The sequence below is a fragment of the Pseudomonas sp. NFX98 genome, from assembly GCF_047784845.1.
Taxonomy (GTDB): Bacteria; Pseudomonadota; Gammaproteobacteria; order Pseudomonadales; family Pseudomonadaceae; genus Aquipseudomonas.
The window spans coordinates 88,005-107,304 of the sequence record NZ_JBLNNF010000011.1; the positions used below are offsets into that span (position 1 = coordinate 88,005).

Sequence of the window (19,300 nt, forward strand, 5' to 3'; positions counted from 1 at the left end):
CCATGACCATCAAATACCCAGAACCGGATCTGACCTACCTGCAAAAAGTCCTGCTGGAAATGCTCGCCATTCCCAGCCCCACCGGGTTCACCGACACCATCGTGCGTTACGTTGCCGAACGTCTTGAAGAGTTGGGCATCCCTTTCGAAATGACCCGTCGCGGCACCATTCGCGCCACGCTCAAGGGCAAGAAGAACAGCCCCGACCGCGCCGTTTCCGCCCACCTGGACACCATCGGCGCGGCCGTGCGCGCCGTGAAAGACAACGGTCGCCTGACACTGGCCCCGGTGGGTTGCTGGTCCAGCCGTTTTGCCGAGGGCAGCCGGGTGAGTCTGTTCACCGACAACGGCGTGATTCGCGGCAGCGTGTTGCCGCTCATGGCTTCCGGGCACGCGTTCAACACCGCCGTGGATGAAATGCCGATCAGTTGGGACCACATTGAATTGCGCCTGGACGCCTATTGCGCGACCCGCGCCGATTGCGACTCGCTGGGCGTCAGCGTCGGTGATTTCGTCGCCTTCGATCCGTTGCCGGAGTTCACCGAAAGCGGTCACATCAGCGCCCGTCATCTCGACGACAAGGCCGGTGTCGCTGCGCTGTTGGCGGCGTTGAAAGCCATCGTCGACAGCGGCGAGGAACTGCTGATCGACTGTCACCCGCTGTTCACCATCACCGAGGAAACCGGCAGCGGCGCGGCGGCGGCGTTGCCGTGGGACGTCAGCGAATTCGTCGGCATCGACATCGCACCGGTCGCGCCCGGCCAGCATTCCAGCGAGCATGCCGTGAGCATCGCGATGCAGGATTCCGGCGGGCCTTATGACTACCACTTGTCACGGCATCTGTTGCGCCTGGCCAGTGACAATGAACTGCCGGTACGCCGCGATCTGTTCCGTTACTACTTCAGCGATGCGCACTCGGCGGTGACCGCCGGTCACGATATCCGCACCGCCCTGCTCGCCTTCGGCTGCGACGCCACCCACGGCTACGAGCGCACCCACATCGACAGCCTCGCCGCGCTCAGCCGCCTGCTCGGTGCCTACATCCTCAGCCCGCCCGTGTTCGCCAGCGATGCGCAACCGGCCACGGGTTCGCTCGACCGGTTCAGTCACCAGATCGAGCATGACACCCAGATGGAAAGCGATACGCGGGTGCCGTCGGTGGATAGCCTGGTGGGGCAGCGGTCGGATAGTTAGGCCGACAATGGATAGGTAGGAGCTGCCGAAGGCTGCGATCTTTTGATTTTCAGCGGTGCGACTGATGCCGAAGATCAAAAGATCGCAGCCTTCGGCAGCTCCTACTGGTGATGTGTTCATAACCGCCGTAGCATCGCGCCATTGATTGAACCGAGGTGCCTATGCTGATTCCCCACGACCAACTTGAAGTCGACACCCTGACCCGCCTGATCGAGGACTTCGTGACCCGCGACGGCACCGACAATGGCGATGACACGCCACTGGAAACCCGCGTTTTACGCGTACGCCAGGCATTGACCAAGGGCCAGGCCTTGATTGTCTTCGACCCGGAAAGCGAGCAATGCCAGTTGATGCTCAAGCACGATGTGCCCAAGCATTTATTCGACTGATTTTTTCTTTCGCGGCACTTTGCGCTGGATCCGGTCGTAGATCTCGGACCGGTGCACATCGACGCTCTCCGGCGCCTCGACACCAAAACGCACGCTGTTGCCGTTGATGCCAACGACGCGGATGGAAATGGTGTCACCGATGGAAATCAATTCACCTACAACACGACTGAGTACAAGCATGGCCTTGGTCCTACAGGGTTACCGGACCTTGAAGATGCCCGGCGTCGGTCGGGCCTTCAAGGCAGGGACGGTAATCCAGACCGAACTGACAGCCAACGACCAACCTCCTGACGGAAACGCCCTACAGATCGACTGTATGTAGGATCGAGCCTTCAGGCTGCGGAAAAACGCGGACCGAACAGGATCACGCTCGCACCGATCACGCACAACGCCACGCCAATCCAGTCCGACCCCAGCGGACGAATGCGTTCGACCACCGCCAGCCAACCAATCGACGCGATGATGTAGATACCGCCATAAGCGGCATAGGCGCGCCCGGCGTAGGTGGCTTCGATACGGGTCAGCAACAGCGCGAACAAGGTCAGGCTGAGCAGCGCCGGCACCACCCACCAGGCACTTTTGCCCTGGCGCAACCACATCCAGAAAGCAAAACATCCGGCGATTTCGAACAGCGCGGCGAGGAAAAACCACAAGTAGTTGAGCATGCGAACGTCTCGCGAAAGTGGCCGATGGCGGCCACCCTAACTATGCAGTCGCTTGCGGGCAAGTTCAGCTTGCGGATTGTTTAGCCTTGGCGCGCATCTTGTCGGCCATCAGCGTCATTTCGTTGTAGAGCAGTTGCGGGTTCTTTTGCTTCAACGCCCACGCCATGCGCCCCTGTTCGTGGGGCAGAATCATGAACTCGCCGGCGGCGACCTGCTGGTAGATGTAATCGGCAATGTCAGCCGCGCTGATCGGCGAACTTTCCAGCAACTTGCCGACCTGGGCCTTCATGGCCGGCGTCGGGCCACGGAATGAATCCAGCAGGTTGGTCTGGAAGAACGACGGACACACCACGTGCACCCCGACTTCCTGGTGCGCCAGTTCGATCAGCAGACTTTCGGACAATGCCACCACGCCGGCCTTGGCCACGTTGTAGTTGCTCATGGCCGGACCTTGCATCAATGCAGCCATCGACGCGATGTTGATGATCTTGCCTTTGCTCTTTTCCAGGAGTGGCAGGAACGCTTTGCAGCCCTTGACCACGCCCATCAGGTTGATCGCGATCTGCCAGTCCCAGTCTTCCAGCGACAGTTCACTGAAGAACCCGCCCGAGGCCACGCCCGCGTTGTTGACGATGACGTCGATACCACCGAGCTTCACTTCGCAAGCCTGGGCAAACGCGGTCAATTGACTGTAATCGCGCACGTCGCAACGCTGGATGAAACCGTCGCCGCCCGCTTCGCGCACAAGCTTCAGGGTTTCCTGCAGGCCGGTTTCGCTGACGTCCGACAAGGCCAGTTGCCAGCCTTCACGCGCCCAGCGCAGCGCGATTTCGCGACCCAGGCCCGAGCCTGCGCCAGTGATCATCATGCGATTTTGCATAGCAAACAGCCTTGTTGTTCCGGGGAAGATGCGTCGAGTGTAGCGAAGGATATTGCCCGACCCACGCTCCATCAGATTGCTGAATGGCCCGAGCAAACCGCCGGAACGGCTGAATCAACTAATGAAATAAGTAATGGAATGGGCGCGGGCTCGAAAAACATCAAAAAAACTTGGAATTTTCTTTCACGCGCGACGGTCGGAAACTTTAAGCAGCTCGAATTAATGACATTCCCGCTGACTGATAACGGCTAAGTCATTCCTGAACTCTTACAGCAAGGAAACAGACATGGGCACAATTCTTCTGATCATTTTGATCCTGTTACTGATCGGTGGTCTGCCGGTCTTCCCGCACTCCAGAAGTTGGGGTTATGGCCCGTCCGGTATCATCGGCGTGGTGTTGGTGGTGATACTGATTCTGTTGTTACTCGGCAAGATATGACGATTTAACCGGCAAAAAAAAAGAGGCCCTTTCAAAGGGCCTCTTTTTATTGCATCACTGTTTTAGTCCGGCGTGCCGTCGACCACACCGGCGGTGTTGTCGAGCAGGCTCTTGGTCGCCGTTTGCAGGAACGCTTCGAGCTTGGTTTTCAGCTCGGCGGTACGCGGAGCATCCGGCACCACTTCAGCGTGCGGCTTGGCACCCAGTTCATAACGGTACATCTTCGGCGCCATGTCCTTGTCCCGTGGCAGTACCAGAATCTGGTCCGCAGTCACGATGGCCGTGGTCTGTTCGCTGCCCGACGGCTTGATCACACCGAATCCGGTATCACCTTCAGGCAGGTTGAGCAGGTCGCGACCCCAGCACTGATGACGCACTTCGCCACCCAGACGACCCATGATGGTCGGCACGATGTCGATCTGCGTGCCCACGGTATGGTCAAGCTTGCCGAACTTCTCCTGGATGCCCGGTGCGATCAGCAGCATCGGCACGTTGAAACGACCCAGGTCCATTTCGGTGATCTGACGTTCGTTGCCGAAGCCATGGTCGCCGACGACGACAAACAGGGTTTCCTTGAAGTACGGCTCCTTGCGAGCCTTCTCGAAGAACTGACCTAGCGCCCAGTCCGAGTAACGCATGGCGGTCAAGTGCTCGTTCAGACTGCCGCGATCGGTTACACGGTCGACCGGCAATGGTGTCGGCAAAGCATATGGCGTGTGGTTGGACAGGGTTTGCAGCAAGGCATAGAACGGTTTCTTGTCCTTGCCGTCGCGGGCTTTCAGTTCAACCAGGCCACGGTCGAACATGTCCTGGTCGGACACGCCCCAGGTCGGGTCGGAGAACACCGGGTTAACGAAGTCGTTACGCCCGATGAAATTGGTCATGCCCTGGTTGCTGAAGAAACCCGACTGGTTGTCCCAGGCAAAATCGCCGTTGTAGACGTACACGTCGTCGTAGTCACGGGCACTGAGCAACTGTGGCAGGCCGGACAACTTGTGGCTGCCTTCCGGCGTCTGCATCAAGTATTCGAAACCCGGCAGGTTCGGGAAGCACGCCATGGTGGCGAACATGCCTTGGTGGGTGTGAGTACCATTGGAGAAGAAGCGGTCGAACAGCAGGCCTTCCTTCGTCAGTTGATCGAGGTATGGCGTGATGTTGCCGGGAGCGCCCAATGCGCCCACCGAGTGACCCGCCATGCTTTCCATCAGGATCACAACGACGTTCTTGATCGGTAGGGTCTTGTCGGCCGGTGGCGTGTAGTCGCGGCGTACCGCGGCAGTTTCGCCATCTACCAGTTTGTCGTCCTTCATCACCAGCATGTCGCGCACAGTCTGCTGCGCCATCGGTTGCGGCAACGTGGCTTTCCAGATGTTGTCGCGATCTTCGGACATCCGGCTCTTCGCTGCCGCTACCAGGGACAGGGTACCGTTGAGGCCCAGTTGGTTAGCGAAGTTGGAGTCGGTGGTGTAGACGTCACCCCAACGCATCGGCGGGCCTTGGCGCAAGGTGCCACGAGCCGCGACCACGCAGATCAGCAGGCAGACCACGAACACCATGGCGCGCGTGTACCAAGGGGCAACCTGCCGAGTGCTGATGCTGCCGCCGCTGAAAGGGCCACGAGGACGGGTCGCACGGTCGGCGCCCTTGAACGCCAGGCTGAGGATCCAGGTGCCCACGGCCCAGGCCAGCAGATAGCGAACCACCGGGAAACCGTACCAGAGCATGCTCATCACGGTTTTCGGGTCTTCCTTCACATACTGGAAGACCAGGCCGTTCAGGCGCTGGTGGAACTCACGGTAGAAGTCCATCTCCATCAGGCCGAGGAACAGCGCAATGCTCGAAGCAATGGTCAGCCAGAGACGGAAGAACCCACGCGCCGCCATGGCCCGGGCACTGAACAGAGCCAGCAGCAACGGGATGCTGAGGTACACCACCAGACGCAGGTCGAAACGCAGGCCGTTGACGAACGCCTCGATAAAGGTCGAGGCCGGTGTATCGAGGATCATTTCGCGGTTGTAGACCAGCAGCGCGAGGCGCAGCGCGGAAAACATCACCATCATGACCAGAGCGCACAGCAGCGTGTAAGCCAGATGCGATTTGACGGTCGGTTGCAGCAAGCGACTCGAAGCTCGCTGCTGACTCAGGGCGTCCGGGATTGCCATGTCGTTTTAGGACCCATTGGAAGTTGAAGTTTCAAAAATACAGCGGCGCCTTGCCCTCTATCGGCCAGTACTCGGCCCTGGGGTTTGCGCGGTGCGCAAATGTTGCACGATCAACCGCGGCATTGCCATTGATTACTGTTCTGTCATGCCGGCGCGGGCGAATTGTCTTGGAGGCTTTGTGAAAATTTTGTGCAACGCATATCTGGAAACACAATAAAGGCTTCAGATCGAATTCAGGATCAAAAGATCGCAGCCTTCGGCAGCTCCTACATTGGAACATTTCGTCGTAGGAACTGCGGAGTGCAACGAGGCTGCGATCTTTTCCACCAGGCAGGGAGTGGACGCGCAGCAGATCGGAGGCGATACGCCCAACGTTTACTTCTCAGCCCGCGCCTTCAGAGCTTTGAGGGTATTGAACGGCGCATCCACCACAAACTTGTTGGCAACCATCGAAGGAATACTGCCACCCGGCTCAGTGTGAACCTGATAAGTCACTTCAATCTGATCGCCCTTGGGAACGAACTTCCAGAAGCCATCCACTTTGGTAACCCGCACAAATCCTTTTTCTTCGGGAGTGTACTTGGGTACACCTTCAAGTTTGCGGGTCAGGCTGCCATCGGCGCCTTCAATCGTCGTGATATGCAGCACTGAGTCACGCGGGGTAACCGGCCACGGAGTATTGAATTGGGTGTAAGTCCAGCTCTGGTCACCTTCATGCTTGAGCAACTTCTGGCTCTTGCATTCGTGAATCCAGGTGCAGGCGCCGGCTACGTCTTCCTGCAGCGCGCGCAGCTTGGCCATGGTGGTTTTCATCAGGGTGACACCCTGGTAGGCCTTGTAGTCGGAACCCGGTACTTCACTCAGGGAGACCTTGATGCCGTCTTCGTTCTTGGCGACTTTCCAGTCTTCGGCCTGTGCAACCGAAGTGGCCAATACAGCCGTCAAACCACACAGCACAGCGATACGATGCAGCGAACCCATAATGTTATTCCTTATTGTTGAAGTTCCGTTCGTTGACACATTACGCCGCCGTCATTTGCTCCCACCAGCCAATCAGCCTGATGGCCTCTTCACTGCTGCTGCCACACACCTCAACGTCAGCCTCGAATGCCGAGCACACCGCTGGACGCTCCGGCTGACCGAAAATGTTGCACAGGTTATCGGCCGACAATTGCAGGCAACGTTCCCCGGCGGACTTGCCGCTGGGCATACCGGGAATGGGTGAACTGATGGATGGGGCAATGCAACAGGCGCCACAGCCTTCACGGCATTTCATGACGACGAGCTCCTCGCGACGGGCGATGTGTTAAAGGACGGGGCACAGAGTAACCGCTAAAACAGTTGTTTTAAATTACCGAGCCACGGGTTTTTACCTGCAAACGGCTGTGACTGGGCAGTCTCCGACAAAGCGTCTACCCAGCGTATCGTGATTAGCGTCAACTTATCGCTTGAACTCAAATTCCAGCGCTGCACCGTCGACTTCACGGCGTTCTTCATTGCGTAACTGCAACTGCATTTCGTTGCTGATCAAACGACCGTTGAGCTGGAACCCGCTGCTTTTGTCTCCGAACATCTGCGGCAACACGGGATCGCGCTTAGGTAACGGCACAGTACCGACGGGATCAAGCTCCTCAACCATATCCTTGGGCAGGCTCAAATCGAGATTGGCGGAAGGCAGTTGGGTTTTCACCACTTCACTGGCCGGTTTTGACTTGGCGGCAATCGGCGGGCGTTTTTTCACCACAGCCGCCTTCTTCTTGACCGGTGCAGTTTTTTTCGCGGGCGCCGCTTTTTTCGATGGCGTGCTCGCTGTCGGTTTTTCTTGAGCAGAAGCGGCCAGAACGGATACCGGCGGAGCGCTGATGAACAGGCAGATCAACAAACAGGTGGCAGAAAAAATCGATTTCATGGATCCAACGGCGCATATCGCGCAATCGACAGCGGGGCCATATGCTCGCCTGTTGCAGGCGCCAAGACAAGCTCGGGCAGGATTAACCTGCCCGCCACCTCAAAAGCCGCCGGCCATCTCCTGGCAAAGCTGGGTGGCCAGCATGCCCAAGGTCATCAATGCCCGATCAGCTTCACGATTCCACGGGATGCCGCAGTTCAACCGGATGCAATGATTGAATTGCTCGGTGTTACTGAAAATAAGCCCCGGCGCAATGCTGATGCCCTGTTGCAGTGCGCGCACATGCAATTCCTGGGTATTGACCCTTCCCGGCAGGCTCACCCACAAAATAAAGCCGCCGGTAGGCCGCGTCATTTGCGTGCCTTCGGGAAAATATTGCTGCACCGCCAACTGGAAGGCGCTGAGGTTCTTGCGGTATTCCTGGCGGATGAAGCGCAGATGCCGGTCGTAACCGCCGTTTTCCAGATAGGCGGCAATGCCCATTTGCGTGACGCTGCACGCCGAATGGGTACTGAAGGTCTGCAAGCGCTGAATTTCCTGCTGATACTTGCCGGCAATCATCCAGCCGATGCGCACACCCGGCGACAGGGTCTTGGAGAAGCTCGAGCAATAGATCACCCGATCCAGCCGATCGTAGGCCTTGAGCGCCTTGGTGCGGCCCTGCTCGAACATCAGTTCGCCGTAGATATCGTCCTCGACAACCTGGATGTCGAAATCCGACGCCAGGCGCAGCAGTTGCTTCTGCCGCTCTTCAGGCATGGTGCCGCCCAACGGATTACTCAGACGCGTGGTCAGCACCAGCGCCTTGATCGACCACTGGTTGGCCGCCAGTTGCAGGGCTTCGAGGCTCATGCCGGTAGCCGGATCGCTGGGGATTTCGATGACCTTGAGCCCCAACAGATCGGCCAGTTGCAGCAGACCATAGTAGGTCGGCGACTCGGCTGCGATCAGGTCACCCGGCCGGGTCAGCACCCGCAGCGACATCTGTAAGGCATCGACGCAACCGTGGGTGATCACCACTTCCGACGGATCGACCACCACGCCGGCATCGCGCATGCGGATCGCCACTTGTCGGCGCAATGGCTCGAAACCGGGGCTGAACATGTAGCTGAAGGCACGCGGGCTATGGAAACGGGTGACTTTGGCCAATTGCTGGTGCAGCGCCCGCACCGGAAGATAGTCGACGCTCGGCACTGCGGCGCCCAATGGGAACACCCCTTCGCGCCGGGATTCGACCAGAACCTGTTGAATGATGCTGCTGCGAGTAACCAGGCCCGGACGCTCGACCCGAGCGATATCCGGAGTCGGCGCCGTCAGGGCCGGCGTTTGGTGCACGTAGTAGCCCGACTGCGGCCGGGCGCGGATCAGCCCTTGATCTTCAAGATTGGCATACGCCTGCAAAACCGTGGCATGGCTGACGTTGAGCTGCGAACTCATCTTGCGCACCGAAGGCACGCGCTCGCCCGGTTGATAAACACCACGGCGGATGTCTTCGGCCAGTTGCTGAGCAATACGTTGGTAGAGCAAGAGGTTGGTCATGACGCAGCACTCGATTTCACAGGCATTTTATTCTTGTCGGAAACGATACCGGAACAGTTTAGAAGTGTACTGGGACAGTTGCCACAATAGTCGACAGTACAGTGCAGTGTCAGCAAAAACTGTACTGTTTTGCGAGGTATTTGGCAGGCGTAAAAAAACCCGGCGCTGTCCAGGCAGGCCGGGTTTTGTAGGAGCTGTGTAGGAGCTGTGTAGGAGCTGTCGAGTGAAACGAGGCTGCGATCTTTTCAGCGTGTTGCACATCAAGAGCAAGAACAAGATCAAAAGATCGCAGCCTCGCTCCGCTCGACAGCTCCTACAGGGTATTTAGCGGGCAGCTTCAGCGGGCGGCGCCGAGCTGGCCTTTTTCGTCGGAGAACACAATTTCCACCCGGCGGTTCTGTGCGCGTCCACGCTCGGAAGCGTTGGCGTCAACCGGGTATTCATCGCCGTAGCCTTCGACCTGAATGCGTTTGTCGTCGACACCCAAGTCCATCAACACATCCGCCACCGACTGCGCGCGGTCACGGGACAACTTGAGGTTTTCCTGTTTACCGCCGGTACTGTCGGCATAACCTTCGATGCGCACCACACGTTTGGGGTTGAGCTGCAGGAACTGCACAATCTTCAGGACGACGCGGTTGGCCGAGCTTTTCAGCTCCGCTTCACCCGTGTCGAACAGCACATCGCCCAGGGTCATCACCAGACCGCGATCAGTCTGGGTGGTGGCCAGTGCCACAATCTGCTCTTCTATCCATTTGCCTTGCTGCTGCACGCTGAGCAGCTTGGACTCACGCAAGGCCAATTGCAGGCGCTGACGCTCCAGTTCGAGTTTCGCGGCGCGCTCTTCGTTAAGCACCTGATTGGTGTGTTCGCGGGCAATTTCGCTGTAGCGCTGACTCAGGTAAGCGTAATGCGCCACATCCGAACCGCTGCCCCAGTAGCTGGACAAGCGATCGGCGCGTGCCAAGGACTCACCGGCGCGAATCACGTCCTTGGGGGCGATACGCAGGACGTTGGAGTCTTCCTTGACCTTCTGGAAGTCGGTACCGGCCTGTTGTAATGCGGCCTCGCTGCGCTGACCGGCACAGCCATAGAGACTCGCGCAGCCCACCAGGAGCAAACCACCGATTACTGTGGACTTGAGGCTCATTGGGCGTCCCCCAGTTGCTTGCGCAGGCGGGTGATGCGGGTATTGAGCACGTTCAGCTGTTCCTCGCTCTTGAGGGTCAGGACCCGGGCTTCAGCCAGACGCGCATCCAGCTCGGCCTGCTCGGCCCGCATCCGCGCGTTCTTGTAGGACTGGTCAGCCATGCTGCCCTTGGCCCGGTTGTATTTGTCTTCGGCCAGTTTCATTTCCGGCACTTCATCGGCGGTAGCGCCAACAGCCTTGGCTTGCTCGACGGCCTGAGCGGTCAGGCGCATTTGTTCATTCGGCGCCGGATCGGCTGCACAACCCGCCAGAGCCAGAACGGCCAGGGCAGCGAAAAGAGGTCGAATACTCACAAAAAATCCCTACTGTTTTGGGGCACTGACAGGTTGCTTCTGCTGCGCGTTCCAACGCTCGATATTGCGTTGCAGTACAGCTTCCGTCAGTCCGGACGCGGGCAATTCTGTCATCTTTTTGGCCAGCTGTCCGCGCAACCACGGATCGTTGCAGGCAGAGTTATGGGAAAGCGCCAGAAACAACCCCGGCTTGTCGACCGGTTGCGCACGGGCGATCAAGTCATTGGCCATGCCCAGTGTCTGCGCCATTGCCATGCCCGAGTAACGTCCGGCGAGGACAAATTCCACTTCACCCAAGAGCAATTTCTGAAAGGCCTGGGTGAGATTGGGTGTACGGGTGAGGGTCAATTGCTGATCGGCGAACGTGACGAATGCCGAGGTCAATCGAGACTTTTCCGACAAAGCGCCGGGATGGCCGTGCAGGTCCTGCACGTCGTTGTAGACCAGTGGCGAGTCTTTACGGGTCCAGACCAGGTAATCGTTTTCCAGCAACGGTGGATGAATGTAGTCCAGGGACTCCAGCTCACTGACCGTCAAACTGGCGTCGGCCAGCATGTCCATGCGCCCACTGCGCACCTCGTCCAGGGCCTGGGAGCGTTTACCGGCGTAAAGCAGTTCGACCTTCAACCCCAACTCCCCCGCCACTTGCTGCAACAGATCGGCACTGGCGCCGATCAAGTGCTTGGGATTTTGCGGGTCTTGCCACAGGTACGGAGGTGCATCCGGGCTGCCGGTCACCACCAGACGTTCGCACTTGCCCGCCGCGATCGACAGCGTCGGCAACAACGCCAATCCCAGCAAGCTCCACGCAACACGCAGATCCATGGCAATACACTCCACTCAAACCGGTTATGTCACTTGTAGGAGCTGTCGAGTGAAACGAGGCTGCGATCTTTCCAACTTCACTTGAGCATCAAGAGCAAGATCAAAAGATCGCAGCCTCGTTTCACTCGACAGTTCCTACAGAAAAGAAAAGCAAAAAAAAGCCCGACCAAAAGATCGGGCTCTTTATAAGTGAAGCAGCCGGATTAGACCAGCTTCTCCAGCTCAGGGATGGCTTCGAACAGGTCCGCCACCAGGCCGTAATCGGCCACCTGGAAGATCGGCGCTTCTTCGTCCTTGTTGATCGCAACGATCACTTTGGAGTCTTTCATGCCGGCCAGGTGCTGGATCGCGCCGGAGATACCGACGGCGATGTACAGCTGTGGAGCAACGATCTTGCCGGTCTGACCGACCTGCATGTCGTTGGGTACAAAACCTGCGTCGACCGCGGCGCGGGAAGCACCGACGGCAGCGCCCAGCTTGTCGGCCAGGGCGTACAGGTGTTTGAAGTTGTCGCCATTCTGCATGCCGCGACCGCCGGAAACGACGATCTTGGCAGCGGTCAGTTCCGGACGATCGGACTTGGCCAGTTCTTCGCCAACGAAGCTGGAGATACCAGCGTCGTGAGCAGCGCCAACGGCTTCAACGGCAGCCGAACCACCTTCAGCGGCAACCGGGTCGAAACCGGTGGCACGCACGGTGATCACTTTGACCGCAGCGTTCGACTGAACGGTAGCGATAGCGTTACCGGCGTAGATCGGACGCTTGAAGGTGTCAGCGCTTTCTACCGAGATGATCTCGGAGATCTGGTCAACATCCAGTGCAGCGGCAACGCGCGGCAGGATGTTTTTGCCATTGGAAGTAGCGGCAGCCAGGATGTGGCTGTAGCCCTTGCCCAATTCAGCAACCAGCGGAGCGACGTTTTCCGGCAGCTGATGCGCGTAGGCAGCGTTGTCGGCTACCAGCACTTTAGTCACGCCAGCGATTTTCGCAGCGGCTTCAGCCACGGCGCCAGCGCCCTGGCCTGCAACCAGAACGTGGATGTCACCACCGATTTTGGCGGCGGCAGCAACAGTGTTCAGCGTGGCCGGGGCCAGCACTTTGTTGTCGTGTTCAGCGATTACCAAGATAGTCATGATTAGATTACCTTCGCTTCGTTTTTCAGTTTCTCGACCAGTTCAGCCACCGACTTGACCTTGATACCCGCGCTACGTGCAGCTGGCGCTTCGACTTTCACGGTTTTGTTGGTGGAGGCGGTGGAAACGCCCAAAGCGTCCGGAGTCAGCACTTCGAGAGGCTTCTTCTTGGCTTTCATGATGTTTGGCAGAGACGCGTAACGCGGCTCGTTCAAACGCAGGTCGGTGGTGACGATGGCCGGCAGTTTCAGGGAAACTGTCTGCGCGCCGCCGTCGATTTCGCGGGTAACAGCTACGCTGTCGCCGCTGATTTCGACTTTCGAAGCGAACGTGCCCTGACCGTAGCCGCTCAATGCAGCGAGCATCTGGCCAGTCTGGTTGTTGTCGCTGTCGATGGCTTGTTTGCCAAGGATCACCAGCTGAGGCTGTTCCTTGTCGACAACAGCCTTCAACAGTTTGGCAACGGCCAGGGAAGTCAGATCTTCGGCGGATTCGACGAGGATGGCGCGGTCGGCACCCAGAGCCAGCGCGGTGCGCAGTTGCTCTTGAGCGGTGGACGGGCCGACGGAGACGACGACGATTTCAGTCGCAACACCTTTCTCTTTCAGGCGTACGGCTTCTTCCACTGCGATCTCGCAGAACGGGTTCATCGACATCTTGACGTTGGCAAGATCGACGCCGGAATTGTCCGCCTTGACGCGGACCTTGACGTTGTAATCCACAACGCGTTTGACAGCTACAAGAACCTTCATGGATTCCTCGTTACTCTCCGGTGAAAAGAAAGTCGCCTAGGCGAACCTGGCGGTTGATGCTCATCGGGCGCAAGGGCACCTCCAAAAACGCCGGCAAATGTGTCAAGTGAGCCTCGCTCATGATGTTGATGACCGTTCGTCAGGAGTGACTGACGAGTCATTCAATATCGCGGCGTGTAAACTGCGCGCCAAACCCGCACGGCGCATCACTTTCTACTGCCATCGCCCTGTCTTTAGAGGTGCACTTGAAACCAACAGTCAGCCTACGGCGAGCGCAAAACCGCCCGTATCTTGACCGGAACACCTATTCCGGTCAATACGGCAAAATAGCCGTTCATAAGCCGCGTGACTTTGATTTCTCTGGCTTTGAGCCAATTCAAACAAACGTTTGTATTGGACCCTGAGAGTGGTGTAGATATAATGCGCCACCCAAAGAGAAAGGTGGTTGATCGATTGTCCGCTCCCGACGTTGCGCTGGGATTCATGGATGCGACACCTAACCTCCAAAATTAGAAAAAAACTGTTGAGCCTTGAGTAGGAGATAGCCTGTGGAACGCGAATACATGGAATTCGACGTGGTCATCGTCGGTGCCGGCCCCGCTGGCCTGTCCGCCGCCTGCCGATTGAAGCAGAAGGCCGCCGAAGCCGGTAAGGAAATCAGCGTCTGCGTGGTCGAAAAAGGCTCCGAAGTCGGCGCACACATCCTTTCCGGTGCCGTGTTCGAACCACGGGCCCTGAACGAACTGTTCCCGGACTGGAAAGAACTCGGCGCACCGCTGAACACGCCGGTCACGCGCGATGACATCTTCGTGCTGAAGAATGCTGAAAGCGCGCAGAAAATCCCTGACTTCTTTGTGCCCAAGACCATGCACAACGAAGGCAACTACATCATCTCCCTGGGCAACCTGTGCCGCTGGCTGGCGCAGCAGGCCGAAAACCTGGGTGTGGAAATCTACCCGGGCTTCGCCGCTCAGGAAGCGCTGTTCGACGAAAACGGTATCGTTCGCGGGATCATCACCGGTGATCTGGGCGTAGACCGCGAAGGCCATCCGAAAGAAGGCCTGTACACCCCAGGCATGGAACTGCGTGGCAAATACACGCTGTTCGCCGAAGGTTGCCGTGGCCACATCGGCAAGCAGCTGATCAAGCGCTTCAACCTCGACAACGATTCCGACGTGCAGCACTACGGCATCGGCCTGAAAGAAATCTGGGAAATCGACCCGGCCAAGCATCAGCCAGGCCTGGTGGTCCACACCGCCGGTTGGCCGATGGACATCATGGGCACCGAAAACACCGGTGGTTCGTTCCTCTATCACCTGGAAAACAATCAGGTTGTCGTCGGCCTGATCGTCGATCTGTCCTACAGCAACACTTACCTGTCGCCGTTCGACGAGTTCCAGCGCCTCAAGCACCACCCGGTACTCAAACAGTATCTGGAAGGCGGCAAGCGCATCAGCTACGGCGCGCGCGCCATCTGCAAGGGCGGCCTGAACTCGCTGCCGAAAATGGTCTTCAAGGGCGGCGCGCTGATCGGTTGCGACCTCGGCACCCTGAACTTCGCCAAGATCAAGGGCAGCCACACCGCGATGAAGTCCGGCATGCTCGCCGCCGAATCCGTGGCTGACGCACTGTTCGCCGACAAGGATGGCACCGAAGAGCTGACCAGCTACGTCGACGCATTCAAGAACAGCTGGCTGCACGAAGAACTGTTCGCCAGCCGTAACTTCGGCCCGGCAATCCACAAGTTCGGCGCTATCGTCGGCGGTGGTTTCAACTGGCTGGACCAGAACATCTTCGGCGGCAAACTGCCGTTCACCCTGCACGACACCAAGCCGGATTACGCTTGCCTGAAACTGGCGGCCGACTGCAAGAAGATCGACTACCCGAAACCGGACGGCAAGATCAGCTTCGATAAACTGAGCTCGGTGTTCATCTCCGGTACCAACCACGAAGAAGAGCAGCCGTGCCACCTGAAGCTGACCGATCCGAGCATCCCGATCAGCAAGAACCTGCCGCTGTACGATGAGCCTGCCCAGCGTTACTGCCCGGCTGGCGTGTACGAAGTGATCACCAAGGAAGACGGCGAGAAGCGCTTCCAGATCAACGCCCAGAACTGCGTTCACTGCAAGACCTGCGACATCAAGGACCCTGCACAGAACATCACCTGGGTGACGCCGGAAGGCGCCGGCGGCCCGACTTACCCGAACATGTAAGCCGAACGCCTGAACATCAAGGCTCCCGAAATGGGGGCCTTTTTGTTGTCTGGGATTTACGACTTAACACACTTCAAATGTAGGAGCCGAGCTTGCTCGCGATGGCGGTGCATCAGGCACCTATGATGCTGAATGACATACCGCTATCGCGAGCAAGCTCGGCTCCTACAGGGTTATGTGTCAGACCTTCAGGCCCAACTCGGCCGACAACCGGGCAGTGACGCTTTTGATCAGAGGAATCAACTCAGCCATTTTTTCCAGCGGCATGTACGGCACGGTGCTGGCGATGCTGATACCGGCGACGATGCGTTTGCTGGCATCGCGGATCGGCGCCGCTACGCAACGGATCGACGGTTCATTGTCTTCCAGATCGAAGGCGTAGCCACCGGCAACGTATTCGATCATGCGCTGCTGGAACTGCTCCCAGGATTGCTCCGGGTGCTGTGGCCAGAACAGATTTTTCCCACCCGCAGGCAGGCTGACTTCGTACAGCCGTTGCCACTCTTGTGGCGTGTCATCGAGCATCAGCGCCTTGCCGATCCCGGTGCGCGCCAACGGCATGCGGTGGCCGACTCGCGAACGCATTTCCGGGCCGTTGCGCCCCGGATTCTTGTGCAGGTACAGCACTTCGTCGCCTTCACGAATCGCCAGGTGAATGGTGTCGCCGGTCAATGCCGACAACTCGTCCAGGTATGGCCCGGCCAGGGTCACCAGCGGCAACTCTTCGCGCGCCTGAAAACCCAGTTCGATCAGCTTCGGCCCCAGCAGATAACCGACTTGCGGCACCACCCGCAGATAACGCTCGTCCACCAGGCAACTGGCCAAGCGATGGGTGGTGCTGCGCGTGGTGCCGATCAGCCGGGCGATTTCCTTGAGATCGCGGGCGCCGCTGGCCACGGCCTGAACCACACCCAGACCGCGAAGCAGTGTCTGGGTGCCGGTCGGGGCGGCGTCCTTGGCAACTTTTGGGGCGTCTTCCTGCATATCCAGCCTTTACCGTTGAGCGAGTGAACGGGCGGCATTATGGTCGCCCGCGTGCCACGACTACAACTTGATACGCTCGACCTTGCCGACCAGCAAGATGTAGGAAAGCGCGCCCATCAACGCCAGAACCGAGATATAGGTGATCGCCGGGGCAAAGGAATCACCGCTGGCGAGAAAACCGATCACGATCGGCGTGGCAATCGCCGACAGGTTGCCGATGAAGTTGAACACCCCACCGGTCAGTCCCAGCAAACGTGCCGGAGCCAACGTCGAGACCAGCGACCAGGTGATCGAGGCCAGCCCGTTACCGAAGAACGCCAGCGCGAGGAAAGCTATCACCAGCGGCGTCGATTCGACAAAGTTGGCGCCGATGATCGAGGTCGAAATCAGCAGCCCGCTGATGATCGGCAACTTGCGGGCGAACCCTACGGTATAGCCGCGACGGATCAGGAAGTCCGAGAAGAAACCGGAGCACAGCACGCCGACAAATGCCGCAAGAAACGGCAGCGACGCCAGCAAGCCGGATTTGATGAAGTCCATGCCGCGGTATTTCACCAGGTAGGTCGGGAACCACGTCAGGAAAAACCACAGCGTCGAGTTGAGGCAGAACTGGCCGAGGTAGATGCCCCAGAGTTTGCGTTTGCTGAGGACGATGCCGAGGTCGGTCCAGCTGAATTTGGCTTTGACCTTGGCTTGTTCCGCCTGGATATCCACCAGCCCGCCGCCTTCGCGGATCAGGTCGATTTCGGCCTCGTTGGCGCCTTTGAAATCCCGTGGCTCGCGATACACCGCGTACCAGATTGCCGCCCAAATGATCCCCACCGCGCCCGTGGCGACGAACACCATGTGCCAGCCGAATGCATGCTGAAGCCAGGCCAGAACCGGGGTCAGGAATGCCAGGCCGACGAACTGCCCGGAGGTGTAGAAACCGATGGCCGTGGCGCGTTCACGCTCAGGGAACCAGGTCGTGACCACGCGGCTGTTGATCGGATAGGCCGGCGCTTCCAAAGCACCGACGGCCATGCGCAGGACGAACAACGCGATGAAGCTGCCGGCAAAACCAAGCATCACCGTGGCGATCGACCACAGCAGTAGCGCAGCGGTGTAAAGGATGCGCGGCGGAACGCGGTCCACCAGCCAGCCGCCGGGGATCTGCATGGCGGCGTAAGTCCAGCCGAACGCGGAGAAGATCAGGCCGACGTGAATCGGGTCGATGCCCAGGTCGCTGGTCAGCGCTGGCGCGGCAATCGACAGGTTGCTGCGGTCGAGGTAGTTGATCACCACGGTGATGAACAGCAGGACCATGATGAAAAACCGCTTGCGGCTGGGCGCCGCCAACGACGCCTGCCCGGTGAGGGTTTGCGGTTGCATGGGGAGTGCCTCTTTTTATGGTTATTGAGGTCAATTTAAAAACTGGCGACAAACCCTGTGGGAGCTGGCTTGCCAGCGATGACGGCGACACATTCAATAATGATGTGACTGACAGGACGCTATCGCTGGCAAGCCAGCTCCCACAGGGATTTGTGATGGATCAGAAATCACTCACCACTCGGCAAAACTGCCATCGGCATGGCGCCAGATCGGGTTGCGCCAGCGGTGGCCAACGGCGGCGCGTTCGATCACGTATTCCTCGTTGATCTCGATCCCCAGGCCCGGGCCGTTCGGGATCTTCACGAAGCCTTTGTCGTAGTCGAACACCCGTGGGTCTTTGACGTAGTCGAGCAGGTCATTGCTCTCGTTGTAGTGGATGCCCAGGCTCTGTTCCTGGATGAACGCGTTGTAGCAAACCGCGTCCAGTTGCAGGCAAGCGGCCAATGCAATCGGACCCAGCGGGCAATGCAGTGCCAACGCCACATCGTAGGCTTCGGCCATGTTGGCGATCTTGCGGGTTTCGGTGATGCCACCGGCGTGGGATGCATCCGGCTGGATGATGTCGACGTAGCCTTCGCTGAGCACACGCTTGAAATCCCAGCGCGAGAAAAGGCGCTCGCCCAAAGCAATCGGCGTGCTGGTAAGCGGCGCCAGTTCTTTCAGCGCTTCATAGTTTTCGCTGAGCACCGGCTCTTCGATGAACATCAGTTTGTATGGGTCGAGTTCCTTCATCAACACCTTGGCCATCGGCTTGTGCACGCGGCCATGGAAGTCCACGCCGATACCGACATTCGGGCCGACCGCGTCACGCACGGCAGCAACGTTGGCCAGGGCCAGGTCGACTTTTTCGAAAGTGTCGAGAAATTGCAGCTCTTCGGTGCCGTTCATTTTCACTGCGGTGAAACCACGGCTGACCGCTTCCTTCGCTGCCCGTGCGGTGTCCGCCGGACGATCGCCGCCGATCCACGAGTACACACGGATCTTGTCCCGCACCTGACCACCCAGCAGATCGCTGACCGAAACGCCCAGCGCCTTGCCCTTGATGTCCCACAACGCCTGGTCGATACCGGCCAGGGCGCTCATGTGGATCGCGCCGCCACGGTAGAAGCCACCGCGATAGAGCACGGTCCAGATGTCTTCGATGTTGCGTGGGTCTTTGCCGATCAGGTAGTCGGACAATTCTTCAACGGCAGCGGCGACAGTGTGGGCGCGGCCTTCGACCACGGGTTCGCCCCAACCGGTCACGCCCTCGTCGGTTTCGACCTTGAGGAAGCACCAGCGCGGCGGAACGATAAAGGTGGTCAGCTTGGTGATTTTCATCTGATTGTCTCTCTTGTTAGATG

20 protein-coding genes are annotated in these 19,300 nt (G+C 58.6%); 4 read left to right on the forward strand and 16 right to left on the reverse strand.

Annotation, left to right across the window (positions count from 1 at the left end; translation table 11 throughout):
• Positions 1-2: 2 nt before the first annotated feature.
• Together ACM110_RS16260 and ACM110_RS16265 are read left to right on the forward strand one after the other, a co-directional pair.
• Positions 3-1,193 (forward strand): osmoprotectant NAGGN system M42 family peptidase, encoded by a 1,191-nt coding sequence (locus ACM110_RS16260; RefSeq protein ID WP_416128579.1) that lies wholly within the window; start codon positions 3-5, stop codon positions 1,191-1,193.
• A gap of 161 nt (positions 1,194-1,354) precedes the next feature.
• Complete coding sequence (locus ACM110_RS16265) at positions 1,355-1,582, forward strand: YheU family protein (protein ID WP_003199186.1); 228 nt, start codon at positions 1,355-1,357, stop codon at positions 1,580-1,582.
• Here the strand turns inward: ACM110_RS16265 and csrA are convergent.
• The 3 genes from csrA to ACM110_RS16280 form a co-directional block, all read right to left on the reverse strand.
• On the reverse strand, positions 1,571-1,762 hold the full coding sequence (gene csrA / locus ACM110_RS16270; RefSeq protein WP_416128580.1) for a carbon storage regulator CsrA: 192 nt from the start codon (positions 1,760-1,762) through the stop codon (positions 1,571-1,573). The two genes, ACM110_RS16265 and csrA, sit on opposite strands and share 12 nt — an antisense overlap.
• A gap of 152 nt (positions 1,763-1,914) precedes the next feature.
• Positions 1,915-2,247 carry a YnfA family protein gene (locus ACM110_RS16275; RefSeq protein ID WP_416128581.1) on the reverse strand — a complete coding sequence of 111 codons (333 nt, stop codon included), beginning with the start codon at positions 2,245-2,247 and terminating at the stop codon, positions 1,915-1,917.
• 64 nt (positions 2,248-2,311) lie between these two features.
• Positions 2,312-3,127: an SDR family oxidoreductase gene (locus tag ACM110_RS16280; RefSeq protein ID WP_416128582.1), complete on the reverse strand. Its 816-nt coding sequence runs from the start codon at positions 3,125-3,127 to the stop codon at positions 2,312-2,314.
• 286 nt (positions 3,128-3,413) lie between these two features.
• Between ACM110_RS16280 and ACM110_RS16285 the strand changes: the two genes are divergently transcribed.
• On the forward strand, positions 3,414-3,566 hold the full coding sequence (locus ACM110_RS16285) for a DUF3309 family protein (RefSeq protein WP_008060837.1): 153 nt from the start codon (positions 3,414-3,416) through the stop codon (positions 3,564-3,566).
• Positions 3,567-3,628: 62 nt separating this feature from the next.
• Here the strand turns inward: ACM110_RS16285 and ACM110_RS16290 are convergent, their stop codons facing one another.
• The 10 genes from ACM110_RS16290 to ACM110_RS16335 form a co-directional block, all read right to left on the reverse strand.
• On the reverse strand, positions 3,629-5,728 hold the full coding sequence (locus ACM110_RS16290) for an LTA synthase family protein (RefSeq protein WP_416128583.1): 2,100 nt from the start codon (positions 5,726-5,728) through the stop codon (positions 3,629-3,631).
• Between the two features lie 375 nt (positions 5,729-6,103).
• Complete coding sequence (locus ACM110_RS16295) at positions 6,104-6,709, reverse strand: START domain-containing protein (protein WP_416128584.1); 606 nt, start codon at positions 6,707-6,709, stop codon at positions 6,104-6,106.
• A gap of 40 nt (positions 6,710-6,749) precedes the next feature.
• Entirely contained in the window at positions 6,750-7,004 is a 255-nt protein-coding gene (locus ACM110_RS16300; RefSeq protein ID WP_416128585.1) for a YkgJ family cysteine cluster protein, read from the reverse strand.
• Positions 7,005-7,169: 165 nt separating this feature from the next.
• On the reverse strand, positions 7,170-7,637 hold the full coding sequence (locus ACM110_RS16305) for a translation initiation factor 2 (RefSeq protein ID WP_416128586.1): 468 nt from the start codon (positions 7,635-7,637) through the stop codon (positions 7,170-7,172).
• A 99-nt stretch (positions 7,638-7,736) separates the two neighbouring features.
• Positions 7,737-9,176, reverse strand: a complete 1,440-nt coding sequence (locus ACM110_RS16310; RefSeq protein ID WP_416128587.1) for a PLP-dependent aminotransferase family protein — start codon at positions 9,174-9,176, stop codon at positions 7,737-7,739.
• A 337-nt stretch (positions 9,177-9,513) separates the two neighbouring features.
• On the reverse strand, positions 9,514-10,326 hold the full coding sequence (locus tag ACM110_RS16315; RefSeq protein WP_416128588.1) for an OmpA family protein: 813 nt from the start codon (positions 10,324-10,326) through the stop codon (positions 9,514-9,516).
• Entirely contained in the window at positions 10,323-10,679 is a 357-nt protein-coding gene (locus tag ACM110_RS16320; RefSeq protein ID WP_338585346.1) for a DUF4398 domain-containing protein, read from the reverse strand. The genes ACM110_RS16315 and ACM110_RS16320 overlap by 4 nt, the downstream gene beginning before the upstream one ends.
• A gap of 9 nt (positions 10,680-10,688) precedes the next feature.
• Positions 10,689-11,504, reverse strand: coding sequence for a substrate-binding periplasmic protein (locus tag ACM110_RS16325; RefSeq protein WP_416128589.1), 816 nt, complete (start codon positions 11,502-11,504; stop codon positions 10,689-10,691).
• Between the two features lie 203 nt (positions 11,505-11,707).
• On the reverse strand, positions 11,708-12,637 hold the full coding sequence (locus ACM110_RS16330) for an electron transfer flavoprotein subunit alpha/FixB family protein (protein ID WP_416128590.1): 930 nt from the start codon (positions 12,635-12,637) through the stop codon (positions 11,708-11,710).
• Positions 12,638-12,639: 2 nt separating this feature from the next.
• Entirely contained in the window at positions 12,640-13,389 is a 750-nt protein-coding gene (locus ACM110_RS16335; RefSeq protein ID WP_007987229.1) for an electron transfer flavoprotein subunit beta/FixA family protein, read from the reverse strand.
• A 548-nt stretch (positions 13,390-13,937) separates the two neighbouring features.
• Between ACM110_RS16335 and ACM110_RS16340 the strand changes: the two genes are divergently transcribed.
• Complete coding sequence (locus ACM110_RS16340; protein WP_416128591.1) at positions 13,938-15,602, forward strand: electron transfer flavoprotein-ubiquinone oxidoreductase; 1,665 nt, start codon at positions 13,938-13,940, stop codon at positions 15,600-15,602.
• Between the two features lie 180 nt (positions 15,603-15,782).
• Here ACM110_RS16340 and ACM110_RS16345 read toward each other — a convergent pair whose 3' ends face one another.
• The 3 genes from ACM110_RS16345 to dgoD all read right to left on the reverse strand — a co-directional run bounded on the left by ACM110_RS16345 (position 15,783) and on the right by dgoD (position 19,277).
• Positions 15,783-16,586, reverse strand: coding sequence for an IclR family transcriptional regulator (locus ACM110_RS16345; RefSeq protein ID WP_416128592.1), 804 nt, complete (start codon positions 16,584-16,586; stop codon positions 15,783-15,785).
• Positions 16,587-16,646: 60 nt separating this feature from the next.
• Positions 16,647-17,957, reverse strand: coding sequence for an MFS transporter (locus ACM110_RS16350; protein WP_416128593.1), 1,311 nt, complete (start codon positions 17,955-17,957; stop codon positions 16,647-16,649).
• A gap of 171 nt (positions 17,958-18,128) precedes the next feature.
• The gene (gene dgoD, locus ACM110_RS16355) at positions 18,129-19,277 is read right to left on the reverse strand and encodes a galactonate dehydratase (protein ID WP_008085519.1); all 1,149 of its coding nucleotides are present in this window, start codon (positions 19,275-19,277) and stop codon (positions 18,129-18,131) included.
• Between the last annotated feature and the right edge of the window lie 23 nt (positions 19,278-19,300).

What these genes read in the sequence shown, in the direction of transcription:
- ACM110_RS16260 (WP_416128579.1), top strand. Translation starts at nt 3, where the DNA reads ATGACCATCAAATACCCAGAACCGGATCTGACCTACCTGCAAAAAGTC.
- ACM110_RS16265 (WP_003199186.1), top strand. Translation starts at nt 1,355, where the DNA reads ATGCTGATTCCCCACGACCAACTTGAAGTCGACACCCTGACCCGCCTG.
- csrA (WP_416128580.1), bottom strand. Translation starts at nt 1,762, where the DNA reads ATGCTTGTACTCAGTCGTGTTGTAGGTGAATTGATTTCCATCGGTGAC.
- ACM110_RS16275 (WP_416128581.1), bottom strand. Translation starts at nt 2,247, where the DNA reads ATGCTCAACTACTTGTGGTTTTTCCTCGCCGCGCTGTTCGAAATCGCC.
- ACM110_RS16280 (WP_416128582.1), bottom strand. Translation starts at nt 3,127, where the DNA reads ATGCAAAATCGCATGATGATCACTGGCGCAGGCTCGGGCCTGGGTCGC.
- ACM110_RS16285 (WP_008060837.1), top strand. Translation starts at nt 3,414, where the DNA reads ATGGGCACAATTCTTCTGATCATTTTGATCCTGTTACTGATCGGTGGT.
- ACM110_RS16290 (WP_416128583.1), bottom strand. Translation starts at nt 5,728, where the DNA reads ATGGCAATCCCGGACGCCCTGAGTCAGCAGCGAGCTTCGAGTCGCTTG.
- ACM110_RS16295 (WP_416128584.1), bottom strand. Translation starts at nt 6,709, where the DNA reads ATGGGTTCGCTGCATCGTATCGCTGTGCTGTGTGGTTTGACGGCTGTA.
- ACM110_RS16300 (WP_416128585.1), bottom strand. Translation starts at nt 7,004, where the DNA reads ATGAAATGCCGTGAAGGCTGTGGCGCCTGTTGCATTGCCCCATCCATC.
- ACM110_RS16305 (WP_416128586.1), bottom strand. Translation starts at nt 7,637, where the DNA reads ATGAAATCGATTTTTTCTGCCACCTGTTTGTTGATCTGCCTGTTCATC.
- ACM110_RS16310 (WP_416128587.1), bottom strand. Translation starts at nt 9,176, where the DNA reads ATGACCAACCTCTTGCTCTACCAACGTATTGCTCAGCAACTGGCCGAA.
- ACM110_RS16315 (WP_416128588.1), bottom strand. Translation starts at nt 10,326, where the DNA reads ATGAGCCTCAAGTCCACAGTAATCGGTGGTTTGCTCCTGGTGGGCTGC.
- ACM110_RS16325 (WP_416128589.1), bottom strand. Translation starts at nt 11,504, where the DNA reads ATGGATCTGCGTGTTGCGTGGAGCTTGCTGGGATTGGCGTTGTTGCCG.
- ACM110_RS16330 (WP_416128590.1), bottom strand. Translation starts at nt 12,637, where the DNA reads ATGACTATCTTGGTAATCGCTGAACACGACAACAAAGTGCTGGCCCCG.
- ACM110_RS16335 (WP_007987229.1), bottom strand. Translation starts at nt 13,389, where the DNA reads ATGAAGGTTCTTGTAGCTGTCAAACGCGTTGTGGATTACAACGTCAAG.
- ACM110_RS16345 (WP_416128592.1), bottom strand. Translation starts at nt 16,586, where the DNA reads ATGCAGGAAGACGCCCCAAAAGTTGCCAAGGACGCCGCCCCGACCGGC.
- ACM110_RS16350 (WP_416128593.1), bottom strand. Translation starts at nt 17,957, where the DNA reads ATGCAACCGCAAACCCTCACCGGGCAGGCGTCGTTGGCGGCGCCCAGC.
- dgoD (WP_008085519.1), bottom strand. Translation starts at nt 19,277, where the DNA reads ATGAAAATCACCAAGCTGACCACCTTTATCGTTCCGCCGCGCTGGTGC.